An 18,222-nucleotide genomic window follows, 5' to 3' on the forward strand; every position below is an offset into this window, starting at 1 on the left:
TTTACGAGAATTACCTTATTTTAATGAATCCGTTAACTATGAAGTGTCTTTCAATTTGGTACACCTTCAAACCACCATTTTGCTTCTCTAAACGCTGCCTCATTTGGCTTAGTCCGAAGCCTTCGTGATAGCCATCCGTTCCAGTGGATGGGTTCCGAATTTCGAATCGGAATATGCTGCCGCCTGGTGCTTCGAAGGTGATTTCTGCTTCTTTTGCATCACTGTGCTTCATGATATTGGTTAAGGCTTCCTGGACTGATCTGTAGATCACAAAGGATTGTTCACCAGTCAACGGGGCAGAAAAGGCACCGTATTTGACGGAGAAATGAATGTGCATCATATTTTCCAATTCGAGCCTGCGAATTAACCGCAGGATAGCTGGAAGTCCGCCGGTGTCATTGGCCTTAAGCGATTTAACGGCCCTTCGTGTTTCGTTGAGGCTTTCGTTAGCTAGTTCCTTTAATGATTCCACTCTTTCCTGTTCTTGCTCAGAGGCTTGCAGACGAAACATTTCCAGCTGCATGATAAGGGCGGTCAGCTTATGGCCAACTGAATCATGGATTTCATGGGCAATCAGCACCCGCTCCTCCTGCCTGGCAAGCTCCTCCTCTGAGACAGCTCTCCGTTTTAAATCGCGAAATTCACTGAAAATAGCTTCGTGGCGTGCTTCCAGATCCATAAGATGATCCTTGGTGCTTTTATAATGGATGAGAGCTATCAAAAGGAATAGGATATATACAGTTATACAAGTCTGAAGGAACCAGCCCAGATTACTATGTAAAGTGGTGAATCCTAATGCGAATGCACCAATTCCCCCATTCGCTACACTGTATCGAAACGGCAGCCGATAAAAGCCCTCAGCGATTAGAAGGGAAAGGATGAGAATAAGAAAGGGATTAAATTGATCATTGTAGGGAAATAGGGTTGCTCCTGCAATAACCGTATTAATACCTAATATGCAAAATAAAACAAGGGGCTTTTTCTCGATCAATGGAACGAGAAAAAATAGAAGGAAGTAAAATGCTACACCAAATATGTAAACTGCCAATTGATTTATAGGGAGGTTAAGATAAGCAATAGCAAAAGGCCAAACAACCATATTTAATAGGATCCAAAGCCAGTAGGACTTCATGAAATGCCCCCTTTTCTTAAGGGTTTACAACTGTAAATTTTATCATTTAATAACCAAATTAACCATATTTTGTTCTTATAAGCAACGTGGCTCAGATATAATATATATATAGTCCAAGCCTTATAGTAAATTCACCTGTATTTGAAAAAGTCGTCCTTCATTTACTGCTATAAATATACTAGAATGCGGTATTTCAACTCCACAGCCGTTTATAGTTTGTAAAAAAGCAAACTCTTCCTAAGCCATCACATAATAAATACCACGAGTTATGTTCAATTTCAGGAGCACCTCTGCTATTTGTCACAAAAACTCTCCTTACCTCGTTTTATTTTAGCAGCCTTTGCTTTGAATCAGCATTTGGCCGAATAAGATTGGAAGTGAAATGATGCAAGAAATGTACATGCAATATAAAGGATTGCTGTTTAAGCTCGCCTATCAGTTGATAGGATCTGCCTCTGATGCAGAGGATGTTGTGCATGATGTGTTTTTAAAATTATATGATGTTCCTAAAGAGAAGCTATCTGAGCCTAAAGCTTATCTTTGTAAAATGGTCACGAATCGATGTTTTGATTTACAAAAATCCGCGCGCAAAAAACGAGAGCAGTATTTTGGGGAGTGGCTTCCAGAGCCTCTGTTTCATTCAAGTTCGAATGATGATTCCATCGAATCAGTCGAGCAGGGTGATTTATTGTCGTATGCGATGATCGTACTGCTTGAAAGGCTTACACCAGCGGAGCGTGTTGTTTTTGTCCTGCGTGAGGCACTGGGCTTTGACTATGAGGAAATTGCAGAGCTCATGGAAAAAAGCACGGTGAATTGCCGTAAACTATTCAGTCGTGCACGTGCAAAAATGGGTATTACCTCTGAAGAGCTTGTTCATACTGAAACAGCCCCAAATGAACTGATTACTGACTTTCTGGCAGCACTCAAACAGGGGAACATGAAGCGAATGATATCTATGCTTGATCCTAATGTTATACTGGTCTCTGATGGAGGAGGAAAAGCAAAGGCTGCTATTTTTCCAATTAAAACGAGTGATCGCGTTGTTCGCTTTCTTCTCGGCGTTTTACGCAAAGCATCAATGGTTGAGGGAACTCTGCAAATGGAAATCAGTCAAATTAACGAACAACCTGCTTATATCTTAAGAACCCATGACAGCATTCATACAGTGGGAATCATTCATGCAGAGGGAAATTTGATCCGCAACATATACATTATCCGAAACCCCGATAAACTGAAGCATACTACAGGAGTATTAAGGTAGCATTCGGGTTCTATTTATACAGGGACCGGTTAGATGGTTAATTCCATCTTACCGGTCCCTTTTGTTTGACTCAATCTATAAAAGCCCATCATAATCTCAGGTTTATACCACTCATAGACCAGCTTTAGTCAATCCAAAAGCTGTGTCAGCAGAACCCGGCACTGTTTTGAACGCTATGCTGATACGGTTCCAGGCATTGATTGCCATGATGGAGAAGGTAAGATCTGATAGTTCTTTTTCTGATAGCTGCTCACGAACATTGTCATAAATATCATCAGGAACACCGTGTGCAGGCAGCTTAGTCAAAATCTCAGTCCATTCAAGCGCTGCTCGTTCACGTGGGCTAAACAGAGTGGATTCGCGCCAAATCGGGATATGATAAAGGCGAAGCTCACCCTCTCCATGGATCTTTGCCTGCTTGATATGCATATCCACGCAAAATGCACATCCATTCATTTGTGAAGCTCTAATGTGAACGAGATGAATGATTTTCTCCTCAATTGAACTTTCCTTCTCAGTATTGCTTAGTTCCATCATCTTGTTAACAAATTCCGGAGATTGCTGCATGTAATTAATACGTTGTGTCATATTGTTGTGCCCCTTTTCATTTATAATTTAATTTTCTTATACATGTAATCTAAGACTATAACTTTTTGGACGGTCTCAAATAAAAGCTTATCTAATGTTTCTAGCTGTCATCGTTTATGTTTATCATTTTCCCTTGATTTGTTTCACCACCCTCCCTTAATCCCGCTCATAAATATAACGATGTTAGGATTCTTTTTGTGACATTTTCGATTGTAATAAAGTAATTTGAGTGCATAGCTATGCGAGGAGTAATGGGGACAGGTGTATGAAGGACCATTTATAGAAAAACCACATCCGGCAATTAGATTGTACGCAGGTTCACTGCCAACAAGTTACGGCTAAAACAGGTCCACATTGGAGTTATGCCAACACGAAAAAAAATAGTCAATTATTATATCGACTATTCTTTAGTTAGAATTAGTGTGTTTCCCTTAGTTCTTAAAATTGACTAATAGGATGTTCCCACATCAATTGGCTGAATATAAGAAAAAAATAGCAAGATTGACTTTTTTGGGTTTAACGAGGTGATAATACAGCTAGACGTAAGATATTTCTCCAAATTGTAAGCGATTTGTAGGAAGGTTGAGCTAGGAGAGCGCTAACTGCCAAACTGTCATTTCGAATTGGGTCCATAAACATGAAAAGATCAGTTTCTTTTTTAGAAATTAAGTCCGTAAATTAACCTGATACTTTTTCCATCATTTTTTTTATTTTCTAAACAATACTGGTTTTGTAATTTTTGATATAGATGCTAGACTAACCGTTTTTGTGTAATCCCCAAGAGTCATATTTTTCGGATTTATCCAAATTTTACTCGATAATTTATTTCTCACCCCAGTTATCTTTGGCTTTTTGGGGCATAAACATCAGTATCGAGCAGCAGAAAAGAGGGGAAAGCCTTGTTCTTAATTGGATTTAAACTAATATCAAAGGAGCTGATCATTTGTAGTAATAACTAAGAATTACTTTCCTACTATATTGCAATCACTGGCACCCGGGCTTTTTCCATTCTCATTAAAATTTTAACTATGCCTTTGTAAAATTCCACTTACTGCATGCGACCATTGTAATTTGCATGCGAAAAGTATTTGTGAATAACCATGAACAATATCTTTAACCACAAGTTTTGCAAAGAAAGCATTTATCAGAAATACCCCAAAGAAAAAATCATGATTCTACATAACACATACCATTAATTAAATAACACTTCTCTGCTTTTAATATAGGATTATTGTTTCCAACGGTAACAAATGTGTCAGTAATATATGGATTATAATAAATTAACTGATGATCTGCCATATTGCTAACGTCGTGACCAATATAATCACCAATCACATAGGCATGTACATTTTTTTGTCTCTCTCTTCTAACTCTCTCCTGACCAGCTTTACTTACTTTAAATTCAACGTTAGTTAACACCAAGGTATCCTTATATCCAATCAAAAGACGAGTTTTTTTATCCAACACTGAAAATAATTTTTTGCGAAGATTTCGATATACTTTAACCCGCTGATTGATGTGTAATGCCCTTTTATTTAAAAACGGATTTGTCATACAGCATTCCCCTAAATAATTTATTTGCAAAAGCGTTTATTACATTAAGATTATTATGTACACCGTTCTTCCAAATAATTACTGGATTAGAAAACAAAAATCAAAGGCAGCCAAAATTCTATGGCTGCCTTTGATTTTTAATTTTGAATCATTGTTGCATTAAGTAAAAATTAATTCTGATATATACCTTCTTAAAACTTTACAAAATTAAACTTCATCTAAGTGCAGTATGTCTGCTAAAAAAACGAGAATTATATCCTTTAAAGAAATTACTATTAAATAGAAATAGCAACTTTCCCCTTCGGCTAATATTTATAATTAAATATAGCCATCAACATTAAAGATAATGGTTGATGGCTAACTGTATTTCTTTTAGGAAAAAGTACATACACATGGAATATGACTGTCTTCCTTTTTCAACAATTCATGGAATTCGACTTGCTTATCATCATCATTTAATTTCTCTAAAATCTGTTCTCTATATTCTTTTAAAGTATATGGTTTACTGTCTCTTTTTAGGATCGATACATTCTTCTCGAAATGTTTTCGGAAACGCTCTTCCATTTCTTCTTGTTTTTGGTATTGTTGTGGCCAAACTTGATATAAATGTTTATAATGCTCATACCCGCCTCGAACACATCGTCCAGCACAATTGGCATGCGAAAATCCTAAATCGTACATTCTAGGTAGTGTTATTCCCCATTCGTTTTCTATAATAGACTTTACATCAAGGTCAGACTTAAATGTTTCAATCATTGGAAATCTAGTCTCAATTGGCTCAATTGGATTGTGTGCATAAAACTCTTTTAAATTGTCTGCCCGATGTGACTCGTGAGGGCCTATTCCAAAATAAAGAATTGGTTCAAGATTATGGATATCTCTTAACTCTTCTAGAAAAATAATTGTTTGATATACTTTAAGCTCTTCTGAACATTTGGCCAGCCTTGAATTACCTAAAAACCGATAATCATAAAACACTTCTTCTGGTGTACGCCCATCCATTCGTTCTGTAATTTCCAAACCAATATACTCCGCTACTTCGTCCATGAATCGGTAATTATCCTCATCTTCCCAAAGTGTATTGGTGAAAAAAAGAATACTATTTTCCTTTCCGTGTGCTTGTACCATATTGTAAGCCACATAAGCACTTGATGCTCCTCCACTAAACATTGCAACATGTACTTGTTTCCGTTCCATGCATTAAAACCCCTTTCTAATCTAAGGCTTCTTTCAACAACTTCCAAATTAGGTATTCTACCTCTTCTTTTGGAACTGTCCTTCCTGCATTTTTTAAAAGCCTTCGCGCATTTTGATAAATTGATTGAGATTTCTCTGACAACTGAATCTCATTAATGATTTTTGTTTCCCCATTTACCTGAATCTCTACGAAATTTTCATATTCCACTTGTTTTTCATTTAGCTTTTTACATTCATTAGTTAATTGAGTAGTAAACATTTGGTTTGTCGTATCTGACCAATTCTGTCTCTCAACGCCTACTAAACAGTAAGCTACATTATCAACCCAATTTTCATTATTGGAAGAAAGTATAGTTTTAACTAAAAGATTGTTTTTCTTAGTAGCAGCATCTAACTTATTCGTAGTCTCCAGCAACTCTTTAAATCCATTCGTTTTGAAGTGTTGCAAAATTACGCTTCCTAAATCCCTAAAGTGTAACTCATTATAATGTTCCAATTCTTGCTTTACACGTTCAAATATACCTGAATCATTTTTATGCAAATCATATATCTGTTCAAGCATTACTTGTGGGTCTACCTCTCCTAGCTTAATGAGAGCTTTTATTTTCTGAGCCTCTGAAGAGATATTTGAGGTCATTTGAGTAATTCTAGGCAAACTTCTTAACCATTTAAGCAACTGACTACTAATAATAATCTGCTTAGGTTGGTAATCCTTAATGACCTCACAATTTGTAAAAAGTCGTTGAATTTCATCATACATTTCGTTAAAGCAATCGTTCACTTGTACATATTTATACTGATATAAATGTGCATTTTCAAAAATTTTATATATCGCTTCCCCATTTACTTCAGATACATACATATTGTTACGATAAAACAATAACTTGTCCCATTCATCTCTTAATAAACTTAAAAACAATAAGGGTACCAAGGGTGGACGAATACCAAACGGACTATTAACTAAGATACTGACTAAATCAATCAATGATCCTTCATTTGACTTATTTAAAGCTATAAGTAATCTTTCACGTAACAAACGATAATGACTGTTTTCAATATTGGTTAGATTATTTATATTTAGGTTATTATTCTTAAATGTAGTAGCGTAAATTAAGTAATCTGGACCATATCCAGTTAACCCTATATTATCTTTCTTAAAATCAGTTAATAAATGATCAAGAACTTTAATTTCCGCTTTTCTTTGTACACTGTTAATAAACCGTCGATTAAATGAATCATTTCTTATCTCAGGGGTTTCAGGATATAGTTCAAACATTAGATTAGAAAGATAATTAGATAACTTATACTCATCGAGAATTTCCCTTTTTTCCCCTTTATGGAACCATTTAAGATCTTTACTGAATTGACTGAATGTTTGCAGGCTTCTATTAATATTATTTTCAATTTCACTCTTCTTTATTAAAAGCTCATCTTTTAATAATGGATCTGTCATTAAGACATCAGGATTACTTATTAAGTTATCAATAATATGATTGTTAACTAGGTGTTGATCTATATCACTTACTTTCACGCTTGACAGGCAAAACAGTGTCTGTTCGAGGTTACATTCCTTAATAATTTGTTCAATTTCTTGGATATTAGCTTCATCTTCTAAAACAATATTTATTATATGAGCATCAGCTTGACTGTTTTTTATGAGATTATCAAGGTCAATTTCTCTATCCATTAATTGAAAGCTATATAATGGATATACTTTTGCAAATCTAGTTAAACTTTTTTCATTATTATACTCATTGGAATAATAATATTTATTAGGTAACAACTGTTCAATTAAATCGAGCTTTTCCTTTAGAGAGAGTGTTGTTTCAGTTTTTTTCTTATTAATTAATTTATCAATATTAACAGAGCTGCCTTCAAATAATTCCCATTGTTCTAAAACCCCATTATATCTAATAACTTTTAATTTTTGCAGTACTTTTAAAACACTTTTTACTTTCTCATGGTCCCAATTAAATGAAAAGGCGATAAACTCTTCTGTCATCTTAAACTTGGTTTGTAACCTAGTAATATTCCAAAGTGTCATAAATTGAACTAACTTTAAACATAAACCTTCGTCACCAACACCAGAAGTTCTCAAAACAATTCTTTTATATAAAGCGATATGTTTTTCATCTACTTCATTTAAGGAATGCTTACTTAGATTGGGATAAAAAAAGTCAAATAACTTATAAGCAAAGTACCATTCTCGAGACTTTTGAAAGTGGTATTGCAATCCACCTTTTTCTTTGCTCTCTAAAAATGTAAACAGTGTTCTTTCGTTTTGTGCAAGTAGGTTTGATAATCTCGGTAATAAGTATAAAGTTACCGGATGCATTGGATAGGATCCATAGACTACTAAATTATCTGTCTCAGTAGCATTCATTTTAGGAAAAAGAGGAAACTTCAATAAGCCATTTTTTATTGTGTTTATATCTATTATTGAATTTGTATTTTCCATTTGATACTGTGCAACAACAGTTTGACTCAATCTAACAAATGTGTCCTCATCACTCTGTATATAATAAATTGCATATCGTTTTTCAATTCTCTGAAGCTCTTTTTGGAGTTCATCTCCCAGCTTAAAAGCATATTGTCGCATGTTACGATGGGTAATTAATAATACGTGTAAAGAATTTTGATAATGGTTTGATAATTCCGCTAAATCCTGTAAATCCTGCATTGTTTGATTCAATTGACTAGTCTCGAGCGTCTGCAAAAAACGCCCAAACTCATCGTAAACAATGAAGATTCCTTTGTTGCGTTTTTCAAGTTGTGCAACTATATATTGTATTTGTTCAACAAAATCATCACGATAGTTTGCAACAAACTCGGACCCGGAAGTCAATAAAGGATAAGTCTCAATAAACCATTGAATCGTTTGCTGATCATAGCTCATTAGATCAGTCATCCACAAATCAAATTGTTTACCAGCAGTTTCTAAATTATCAAGAAATGTATAATAAGTTTGTTTATATGTTTCTTTCCACATCCTGATTGTATTAGCAATTTGATTAACTACTCCTGGAAGTACAACATCATTAATATTATTGTCTTTTAATGCTTTTGATAAAGCCGAAATAATTGACATTCTAAATGAACCCTCATTACCATTTAGAATAACTGGAATATATTCTTTATCTAAAGTACGAACTTTTTTTAATGATTTGTATATTTCATCATCAACGTAGGTATATTTTTCTACTAATTCTTCAGTGGTACGTTGGCTTAATTGTTTTGAAACTAACCCAGCAACAATAGTCCCTAATAAAGATTTTCCCGTTCCATAAGGACCGATGACCATGTGTGCCTTAGGTGAGTTACTTTTGACAAATCCATTAAGAAGACCTTTTAAGGAGTCTGCATGGGAGGCAGTTGGTAAGTAACGTCTGAAAATATCTGATTTCCCAAAATCAAATTTGATATTTATACTTGTTTTAAATGTATTATCAGTGTGAATCATACTTACCCCATCTTTCTCATTAGTTCAAATTCTAAGTAGTCAAGGTGAGAAACTTCTGGTAACCAAATAGTATCTAGCTGATTTGTACGAATAAATTTTATTGGATATTTAGGATGATCAATTAACTTTTCTAACGAATTAACAATCATAGTTCGGTCAAGGTTAAATACTCTTCCCCATAAACTAGCTTTTGTTTCGATCTCCTCAATTGTTACAGAGGCAACATCATTATCAAAAGCGTAACATAGCAAAGTATACATTAATGCGGTTGGATGAATATTTTTTGATGTATGTTTATAATAATAATCGTCATTCTCGACTAATAATCTTAAGAAATCAAATGGACTTCGAATTACTTCTTCTGGATCTGAAACATTAGGGTCAGCGGTATAAAGCTTCAGTAAACAATCAATATCCTTTTTTAAGCTTTTTTCTGAAACAGATTTGTTTTCTTCCTGATCAACCCACTTAACAAAGCAATCTAGTAAGTAATCTTTTGTAAAAACTTTTTCATTGAAATGATTAAAAAACCAATACCATGCTGTCGCAGGCTCTTTCCTTGTTACTAAATAATAATGAAGTATTGTAATTGTTTCTTCAAACTGGACAAATCTATCATATTTAGAGATCACTGAACCAAATTCTGTTAATAAATGAACCTTTTTACGATTTTCATTAAATTTTTCTTCCACAACATTGGTTGCAATTACCCAGAACCTCAATGATTGCACCATATTTTTTCCTAAACCTATCTTTTCAAATGCCTCTTTATCGTAAAAAAACCGTTCATTTTCTAAAAGCTGTTTCAAGGCTTTATTCAACCAACGATCACGCAGATAAAAACTTTGATGCTGCCCATATGCCATAATATACTTCCTTTCAATACAACTATTACTGGAACTGATTCTCCAGTAGTCATACAATGGTGAAAGAATACACCTAGCAAGAACTAGATGCATTCATAAGTTTTTAATTTAATGATTACCAACATACCTTATTCTTTTAGAACGATTCGGCTGATCAACAATTAGTTCATTTACTTCTAATTCAACAACCCAATTCAACAAATTATTAAGCAATTGTTTAATATCTTTTCTAAATGGTCGGGGATCGTTAATTAATGAATTATGCAGTTCAGCGGAGAGCTCTCCAAAATATATGATTTCATTACGTTTAACAACACCAAGTAACCATCTGTAAACCTTAGAATCTATAAATTTAGCTTTTACCAACTCTATCGATAACCCATTAAAAGGAATTTGGTCGAGACCAAGTAGTTCAGCATCTCCTAGATCAATACGATAAGGTGTTTCACTAAATAACATTTCAGAAACCCATAGTAATGTTGATTCACCTTTAAAATGGGACATAATACTCGAGTTCCATTGTGACCCATTATATATGTTTTTATTTTCAACACATTGGATTTGAGCTCTCATCTCTTGCATAATAGAGGGTATTAACTTTGTAGAATGCGCAAAATAATGTTGTATTTTTTCATTTTCAATTAATGATAATTTTCCTGCTGCCATACTCTCTAAATTTGCCTTATCACCAATACCCAAACCAGACATGGTTACATTTGCACTGCCTAACAAAAAATTCACTTGATCAAATGTGAAAATTTTAGAATGCAAGTCAAAATTCACATATATATCCCAACCATTACTACAACAAAAATCATAAATTTCTATATCAGTACTTCGGTTAAGTAAATCTCCCATCCGAAATCTAACTAGTAACTTTTTACTAGCTATATCGCTCGACACGTTAGATTCTATCCACTTTAGAGCTTCTAACTTAACATAAGCAGAAATAATTGTAAGATTTTTTTTAGTATTAAATAAATTGTACTTTAGTTGTTCCTTTATTTCTTCAGAATGTATTATTTTCACACTCATTGTTTAACAATCCGCTTCTCGCAGGAACCTTTTTGAGATCCGTCCCCAATCTTGTCTAGTTTCTCGTGCAAACTCTTTAGACCCCGCAGGTAATTCATCTTCATAGCGTGCCCAAGCCATTAGCAGCAGGCGCAAACCATCTGATGCTTTTTCAAGCCGCTCCTTTAATTTACTTGGTTCACTTTCATCAAATTCGTTTTTTTCTAAAACTTCAAGTAAATGTGTATATGCTTCGTGACGTGTATTTAATACAATATTAATATTACCTCCACGCGGTGTAACGCTAAAGAACGCATCACTCTCAAATGGTGATTTAGCAAATGTATATTTAAGGTTATTAGAAACTGTACGCACAGCTAGACGTTCTGCTACTTCAGGTTCTACCCCAAATTCTATTAAATCGGTTTTTATATCTTCCTGCCTTTCCTCCGCAGGCTTCGTATCTCCACGATCGCTTTCCCCAGAAAAACCTCGTTCCTTACGTTCAATCGTAATCTCGGTAGCCTTCTTTTCTGGACTACGATCTATTTCTATATGTCGCTTTGATTCTTCTTTTGTTCTTATACCTTTTGTTTGTTGATTTAACAATTCTCTTATAGTTGTTAATTGTCTATCAATGAATACACCTATTTCAAGAAGTGGTGCCCTCGGATCACTTTCTTCTTCTAACTCCGTTTTAATTTCATCAAATGTTTTTTTAGAACGCTTCATCATCTCTTCAACATTTCTAGATATATCTAATATCTCTGAAAAGTTTCTTGCGGACTGTTTATTATTTGTAACTCCCATGGCTTCATCTAGAGAAGGTGGAAATTCTACTTCGATACCCCACCAACGTTCAGTAGGATCGTATTGGAGTACAAGAGTTTGATCCATCTCTAATTCTCTTTCTGCCCTAACTACTGATACCCCTATATTCTTTTGAGCATGTTTACCATGTGGTAAGGCCCCTGCATTATTAGAAATACGCGCAGCATCTTTCGCATACGACATACGAATAAAGATATCATGCAGTTGTCCACCATATTCAACAGTATATTTTGCTTCGTAACTTTCCCAGCCACCTAATGGTTGGAACATGGCTTCCTTATCAAATGGCTCTGGACAGCTAGTTTTATCAATTAAATAACAGGGATCATTTGGTAAGGCTAACTTGTCAATTGAAAATCCGCTAGAAAATGTTTTTTCAATATCGAATACAGCTAGGCGAATTTTGAGTGCTTCCTTACTCAGGAACTTACGATACATACGACCAATAAGTAATTCAGAATTATCAATAATGGTTTTACCTTTACTCCACATAAGTCTATCCAGATTGCTCCATACAACGAGAGTTCCAGAATTCCTAAATACTTTTCCTGTATCCCTCCATATTTGCGGAACAGGAGTAGAATCAGGTGTTGGCATTATACTGCTTTTTCCAGACTTTATTTCTTCTACATCCAGGTAAATGTGCATTGCATTTTCTACACCATTCGTCCAGCTCCACACGTCTACTCTCTTACATTGTGATATTGACGATGCAGGCAATCCCATTCCAAATCTACCAATGCCTGTTCTTTTATCACGGGAAAGTCTTGTACCATTTCCAAATTGGAGAGACATTTTTAATACCTCTTCTGTCATGCCGACACCATCATCAAGGATTGCAATTTCTTCTACACGCATCGCCCTTCTCGTTGAATGCTGGACTTCCTTTTCTGCGCATAATAGCTCCACATTTCTAGCATCAGCTTGAATGGAATTATCAATTAATTCAGCTATTGCAAAGGCTGTATTTCTATAACCATTATCTCTCATAGCCTCTATAGCTAAATGTGGAGGTACATAGGAAAGTTCATTAATTTTTTTAGTATCTAGAGACTCCGAAACAAGAGGTTCTCTTCTCATATGCGTTTTCTCCTCTTTTCATATAATATCGATTTAAGACTATTCCCAAACATCATCCCAATTTTCAAAAGCTTCGGCGACATCTTTAAAACCCGGGAGGTTTTTATCAATAATTGTCACAATTTCTGCCTCTTTATTTCCTCCGGCAAGATGCCCCCTAATTGCACGCCCGACCATTTGACTATATAAAACTAATGATGTCGTTGGTCGTCCGATTAAAGCAGCACTTGTTTTAGGAGCATCAAACCCTGTAGTTAAGACTCCATAATTGCATAGTATTCTTGCTTGGTCGTCATCAGACTTAAATTCCTCAATGAATTTTTTCCTGTGGAGTTCACTTGACTTTCCAGTTAATGAAACTGCTTGGTGCCCCCTTGATCGTAAAACAAATGAAATTAAGTTAGAACTTTCAACAGAAGGTGCAAACAATATAATTCTTTTATGCCTTGATAATAAGTCTTCAGCAGCATGAATAATTTTTATATTCCTTTGTTCATCCTGACCTAATTTATTTAAAACTTTTAAAGGAATATCAATACCCTCTGTAATATCTTCCAACTCTTCTTCTAACAAACTATTACTGTTATGGATCAGTTGAAAATATGTTGCTTTAGCAAGATATCCTTCATTTATCAAGTAGTCTACCGGATTGACATATCCCTCAACCTGTAAAGTTACTTTTCTTTTATTAAAAAACCTAGCTAGTTCCTTATCTGCTTCTATATCATTCCATGTTCTTCCTGGAGTAGCACTCAACCCTAATAATGCTTTTCCCCCTTGCTTTCCTATATAAAACAATGCATTTAATACTCTACTATAAGTTGGAGCAATAGCTTGATGTGCTTCATCCATAATTACTAATGAACATTTATTTGCTAGTTTACTAATAAAGTCGATACCCTCAATTTTTGATATAGCGCTGACCATCTTAGGCAACCCCGCTACAATGAATCCATCTTTAATACTATTTAAATTTAAAGTTTGGTTTCCCCAAAAACGGTGAATACTTAATTCTCGGTTTCCTAAGTGGCTCCATGCTTTAGCAAATTCATTTGTTGCTTGCTCACACAATTCTTCACTGGCAGCTAGCCAAACCACAACAGTTGGTTCATTAGACCTAAGATGGTCAGCAATAATGTTCATGGCTGTTCTTGTTTTGCCAGCACCTGTCGGCATATGTAAGAGAACTCGATACGGATCATTTTCAAGATGAAGCTTAGCTTTTCTTGCGGCTCTCCGTTGATGAGTAAATAGTTGGTATTTTCCTTCAGCTACAGATTGACTTGGTACTTCTTTTACAGTTTCAATTGGGGGAACATATAGATTGAAAAAACGGAATAGCTTTTCCTCAATTCTGGAGCCTCGTGTAAAAGTCTTTTTCTTTAGTTTTTCGTAAAGTTCACTGGTAGACTCGAATGAAATATTTAATAAGGTTGCTAATAATTCCGCCTCTTTAATTTTAAGCAAATCGAAAATAACAGCCCGATATTTTTTCTCTAATAAAAAGGTTTCTGGACTAAAAGACTCAGAAATTAACTCTCGTAATTCCCTAGTTGATATACTATTGTCATTTAATGTTCTTAGTATTCTCATAGTTTGGTTTCCTAATATCTCTTCGAAAGCCACTTCATCTAAACGGTATAAAATTAAATCAAGTCGAATTATATTATTACCTCCAAAAAAATAAAATTGTTAACAATATTAGCCAATATACATCTATTATAGTTACATTTTACCAGTGCAAATACACACCTTCAACCATTAATATACATTTCTGTAAAACCATCTTAATTAATTTTGTATATCATCTTTAGACCAAGCAAAAAAGCCCTTCAATTAAAGGGCTTTTTCCAACTTTTCAATTTCTTTTTATTCAATATTAGTTATATCCTTCTATTATTTTAACTTTATACGGTTATTAACCTTTTAACGAAAAAACTAACGATTTTTAAAGTATTTAGAATTCGTCAAAGACTAGTTTTTCTTATGTTTAGCAAATAAATAACCTAATTACATAAAACTATTGAAGCTAAGCTTATTAATATAAATACTTAATTTCATAGATTAGAATTTTACATAGGTTGATTAATGAAGAAATAGACTACTTCGATTAATTACTAGGAAGATTTTATTATACTCAGGATGCCCACTAACAATCTCAGCAAATGTACCAGTCCTTTTAATGTATTGTGCTTTAAAATTAAAGCATTCTATGTGCTGGATCTGATCAAACATTTTGTCTGTATGGACTAAATCTTCCTCCCAAAAAAGTTCCTTGCAACCTGCACAGCGTGGTTGTATTTTATTACCATAATTTTTCATATTACCCTCCCATATCTTTATAATAGATACGCTTAAATAGGAGTAAATACCTTCTAATTCACAAAATGTTCATTTTATTTAATTTAGAAAAAAATTACACTTTATAGTAATTCTAAATTCCCCATCCTTCTTTGATTGCGAATAAACCACCACATGACACAATTATATCCTGTCCCTATGGTCAAGAACAATAACAGCAGAGGAAATATTCATCGACTTGCTGAGCCCCAACCAAGTTATCCCTCAACAGTTAAAGTAAGCTTAATAATGCAGTTAAATTTCCTATTTTCTAAGTCTTTGGCCATTTGTAGCTGCAAGCATCTGTACCTATAAGTTTATTATACAATGGACAAATATTGCCTTGGAGCAGGGATTCAAAGACTACCATATTGTTGAAGTGTTTCACCTGATAGCTACGGCACTTTCCGCTAAATAAATGCAGGAAGCTCAAAGAGTCACCGATGAAGTTCCTTCTGTTCTTACGAAAGAGTGATTACATACAAAAAGCCTTTCATCGCATGATGGAAAGGCTTTTTTTCTCTATGTCCAAATATTATGAACCAACAAAACAGCAGATGAAGCTTCTACCTTGTGTGCCCTCTCCTTTTGTACAAAATTGTGCTGCCAAGGGTTAGGTTGATTAAAATTTAAAATAATTAAATTAGTATGAATAATAACACGGAGATCTGTTTAATAAATACGGGTATCCGTATTGTTTGAAAAGTAAATGAATCGATTAATTAGTGTGTGGGACATGTTTCCAGTATGTAAACAATTTATCAGACCTAGGGACAGGCCCCTATGTTATTTTCATCTTCCCGAGCAATGTTGGCCATATCTTTTTCTGCAAGATGCCCCAGGCGTAGCAAAGCATTTAGAGCCTGTCAAGGAGCTCGCAAATAGAAACCCCCTTTTTCATATACTATTTGAAAAAGTGTTAAAAAAATACAATGATATTTATAAACAAAAGCTGCATCCATTGGACACAGCTAAAAAATTTCACATATCTTTTATTTCAGCTCATTACTTTAATAGTATTTGTAGCTTTTTCTCCTTCAAATAAAATATCCTTCATTTTCCACTCAACTTTAATACCTAAAGACTCCAACAGCCCCTCAGCAACCGCCCTCCCAAGCAACGGAGGAACCGCGTTTCCAATTTGCTGATATTGTGAATCCTTAGGTCCAAAGAATCTGTAAGAATCCTGAAACGACTGCAGCCTGGCAGCCTCCCTTATGCTTATAGCTCGATCCTTAGCCGGATGAACCCACATCGATTTTCGTGCATTTAGCACAGTATCTGAAGGCTCATTATATGCAAGTCTTCTGTAGATAGTATTCTGTGTTCTGCTATGATCTGTATAGGTAGTTTTTAACGACTCGTCCAAATCATGAAAGTTTTGTCCTTCTTTTAGAGACTGAAATCTTTTTAAAGCTACCTCACGAGTTTCAGTTCTTACATGATTATAGACTTTATCACTGTTGTTAAGGTATGCATTTAATGGACTGCTAATTAATGGACGATTAGAATCCTTATACATTTCATCTTTTTTTACGTCAACTTCCGGCGAAATGTTCTCTAAGTCACCAATCGCATCATAGATTTTGTTGTACTCGTCTCTGCTTTGAAATAAAGGCTCTGGTGTAACTACCGCCTCGGTTTTCAAACAGTCTTTTCTGATGCCCATCAGAATTAATCTTCGTCTTTCCTGTGCAACACCGTATTGAGCAGCATTGAAAATATACTTGTCTTCATTAAAAACATAGCCTAAGTTAGCCAGCTTTCTTTTTATATAGTTAAACACATTGAACGATTTTATTGTGATTTCAATATCATGCTGTTTCAGCTGGATATCAAATAATTTAACTTTATTATCAATAACTTCTGAAATCTTATAAATGACCTTTTGTGCTTCAATGATATTCTCAAGTTTTTCTTTATATGAGCTATTCTCTTGAACATTTCCGTCCATTAGATTTTTCAATGTTTCGCCTAGATCTGCCCAGTCTAATTGATACAGGCTGTCCCAGTAATCGTGGTGCTGATCAAGCCAATGCTGGTTTACTATCTTTATAAAATATTTCTGGTTTGTTTCTTTCTGTATGAAGTTTAACAAATCTTTGCTTGACTGCTTTTTAGCATGTTTTAGAAGTGTAGTTAATTTGGACATTAAGTCCTTATTTATCATGAATGGTGTTAAGTCTAAACCCTCTGTGTAAGCATTCAGAAGGAAATCTCTTAATTTATCAGAGTAGGAATTGCTTTTTCCGATTTTAATATGTTCTTCTCCAGGTTCGATTCCCAGTTTAACGAGTTCAGCTTCGTCACTCTCATTTAGAAAGAACTTATGTTTCTCCGATTCCATCGTCCTTACATTCTCCATTACAAAAGCTTTCGGACGAATCTCTTCAATTGCACGCAGATATTCTTTTACAAGCTGATTATTCGATGAGATAAGGGTATTCTGCTGACGGTTAGCATTGGAAAATCCCTGGCATGGAGGGCCGCCAATTACCACATCAATATCTCGGAATTCATCAATCTTTTCTCCATCGTCATTTACATACTTAAGTTTCGTAATATCTTTATGTAAAATAACGTCTTCATGGTTCATTTCGTAGGTTTTTCTTGCGTTCTCATTGATTTCGACAGCGACTTTCACTTTGAATTTCCCGGTCTGTTCAAAGCCGCTGCTGAGGCCGCCTGCCCCTGCAAAAAGATCCATTACTTTAAGTTTCTCCATCTTAAAACCTCACTTCTATTAGAAGTAATCTTTCTATCTATATTTTAAACAAGAACATTCGTTCGCTCAATTGTTTTAGTCAACTTTTCAATTATAACATAATTATTTTTGTACGATTAATGTCAAATGGTGTAATGTTCGGCACTCCTGGGTAAGATTCCAATATAAACT

At 34.6% G+C, this 18,222-nt stretch carries 11 protein-coding genes; 1 reads left to right on the plus strand and 10 read right to left on the minus strand.

The window, feature by feature from the left end:
• Window positions 1-10: 10 nt before the first annotated feature.
• Window positions 11-1,132 carry a sensor histidine kinase gene (locus ACXAD1_RS13510; protein WP_474910302.1) on the minus strand — a complete coding sequence of 374 codons (1,122 nt, stop codon included), beginning with the start codon at window positions 1,130-1,132 and terminating at the stop codon, window positions 11-13.
• 385 nt (window positions 1,133-1,517) lie between these two features.
• Here ACXAD1_RS13510 and sigJ point away from each other — a divergent pair, with 385 nt between their 5' ends.
• The gene (sigJ, locus tag ACXAD1_RS13515) at window positions 1,518-2,396 is read left to right on the plus strand and encodes an RNA polymerase sigma factor SigJ (RefSeq protein ID WP_474911311.1); all 879 of its coding nucleotides are present in this window, start codon (window positions 1,518-1,520) and stop codon (window positions 2,394-2,396) included.
• 111 nt (window positions 2,397-2,507) lie between these two features.
• On the opposite strand, the gene ACXAD1_RS13520 is transcribed toward sigJ, so the two are convergent.
• The 9 genes from ACXAD1_RS13520 to ACXAD1_RS13560 form a co-directional block, all read right to left on the minus strand.
• Window positions 2,508-2,984 carry a carboxymuconolactone decarboxylase family protein gene (locus ACXAD1_RS13520; protein ID WP_474910303.1) on the minus strand — a complete coding sequence of 159 codons (477 nt, stop codon included), beginning with the start codon at window positions 2,982-2,984 and terminating at the stop codon, window positions 2,508-2,510.
• A 1,167-nt stretch (window positions 2,985-4,151) separates the two neighbouring features.
• Window positions 4,152-4,538 (minus strand): hypothetical protein, encoded by a 387-nt coding sequence (locus ACXAD1_RS13525; RefSeq protein ID WP_474910304.1) that lies wholly within the window; start codon window positions 4,536-4,538, stop codon window positions 4,152-4,154.
• A gap of 372 nt (window positions 4,539-4,910) precedes the next feature.
• Window positions 4,911-5,735, minus strand: coding sequence for a hypothetical protein (locus ACXAD1_RS13530; RefSeq protein WP_474910305.1), 825 nt, complete (start codon window positions 5,733-5,735; stop codon window positions 4,911-4,913).
• Window positions 5,736-5,751: 16 nt separating this feature from the next.
• Entirely contained in the window at window positions 5,752-9,195 is a 3,444-nt protein-coding gene (locus tag ACXAD1_RS13535; RefSeq protein ID WP_474910306.1) for a hypothetical protein, read from the minus strand.
• 2 nt (window positions 9,196-9,197) lie between these two features.
• The gene (locus tag ACXAD1_RS13540) at window positions 9,198-10,061 is read right to left on the minus strand and encodes a DUF4007 family protein (protein ID WP_474910307.1); all 864 of its coding nucleotides are present in this window, start codon (window positions 10,059-10,061) and stop codon (window positions 9,198-9,200) included.
• Window positions 10,062-10,169: 108 nt separating this feature from the next.
• On the minus strand, window positions 10,170-11,096 hold the full coding sequence (locus tag ACXAD1_RS13545) for a phospholipase D-like domain-containing protein (RefSeq protein ID WP_474910308.1): 927 nt from the start codon (window positions 11,094-11,096) through the stop codon (window positions 10,170-10,172).
• Between the two features lie 3 nt (window positions 11,097-11,099).
• Complete coding sequence (locus ACXAD1_RS13550) at window positions 11,100-12,986, minus strand: ATP-binding protein (RefSeq protein WP_474910309.1); 1,887 nt, start codon at window positions 12,984-12,986, stop codon at window positions 11,100-11,102.
• 39 nt (window positions 12,987-13,025) lie between these two features.
• Window positions 13,026-14,579: a DEAD/DEAH box helicase gene (locus tag ACXAD1_RS13555; protein WP_474910310.1), complete on the minus strand. Its 1,554-nt coding sequence runs from the start codon at window positions 14,577-14,579 to the stop codon at window positions 13,026-13,028.
• 1,744 nt (window positions 14,580-16,323) lie between these two features.
• Window positions 16,324-18,051, minus strand: a complete 1,728-nt coding sequence (locus ACXAD1_RS13560; protein WP_474910311.1) for a DNA cytosine methyltransferase — start codon at window positions 18,049-18,051, stop codon at window positions 16,324-16,326.
• Between the last annotated feature and the right edge of the window lie 171 nt (window positions 18,052-18,222).

The organism is Cytobacillus sp. ABV4_503 (assembly GCF_056158445.1).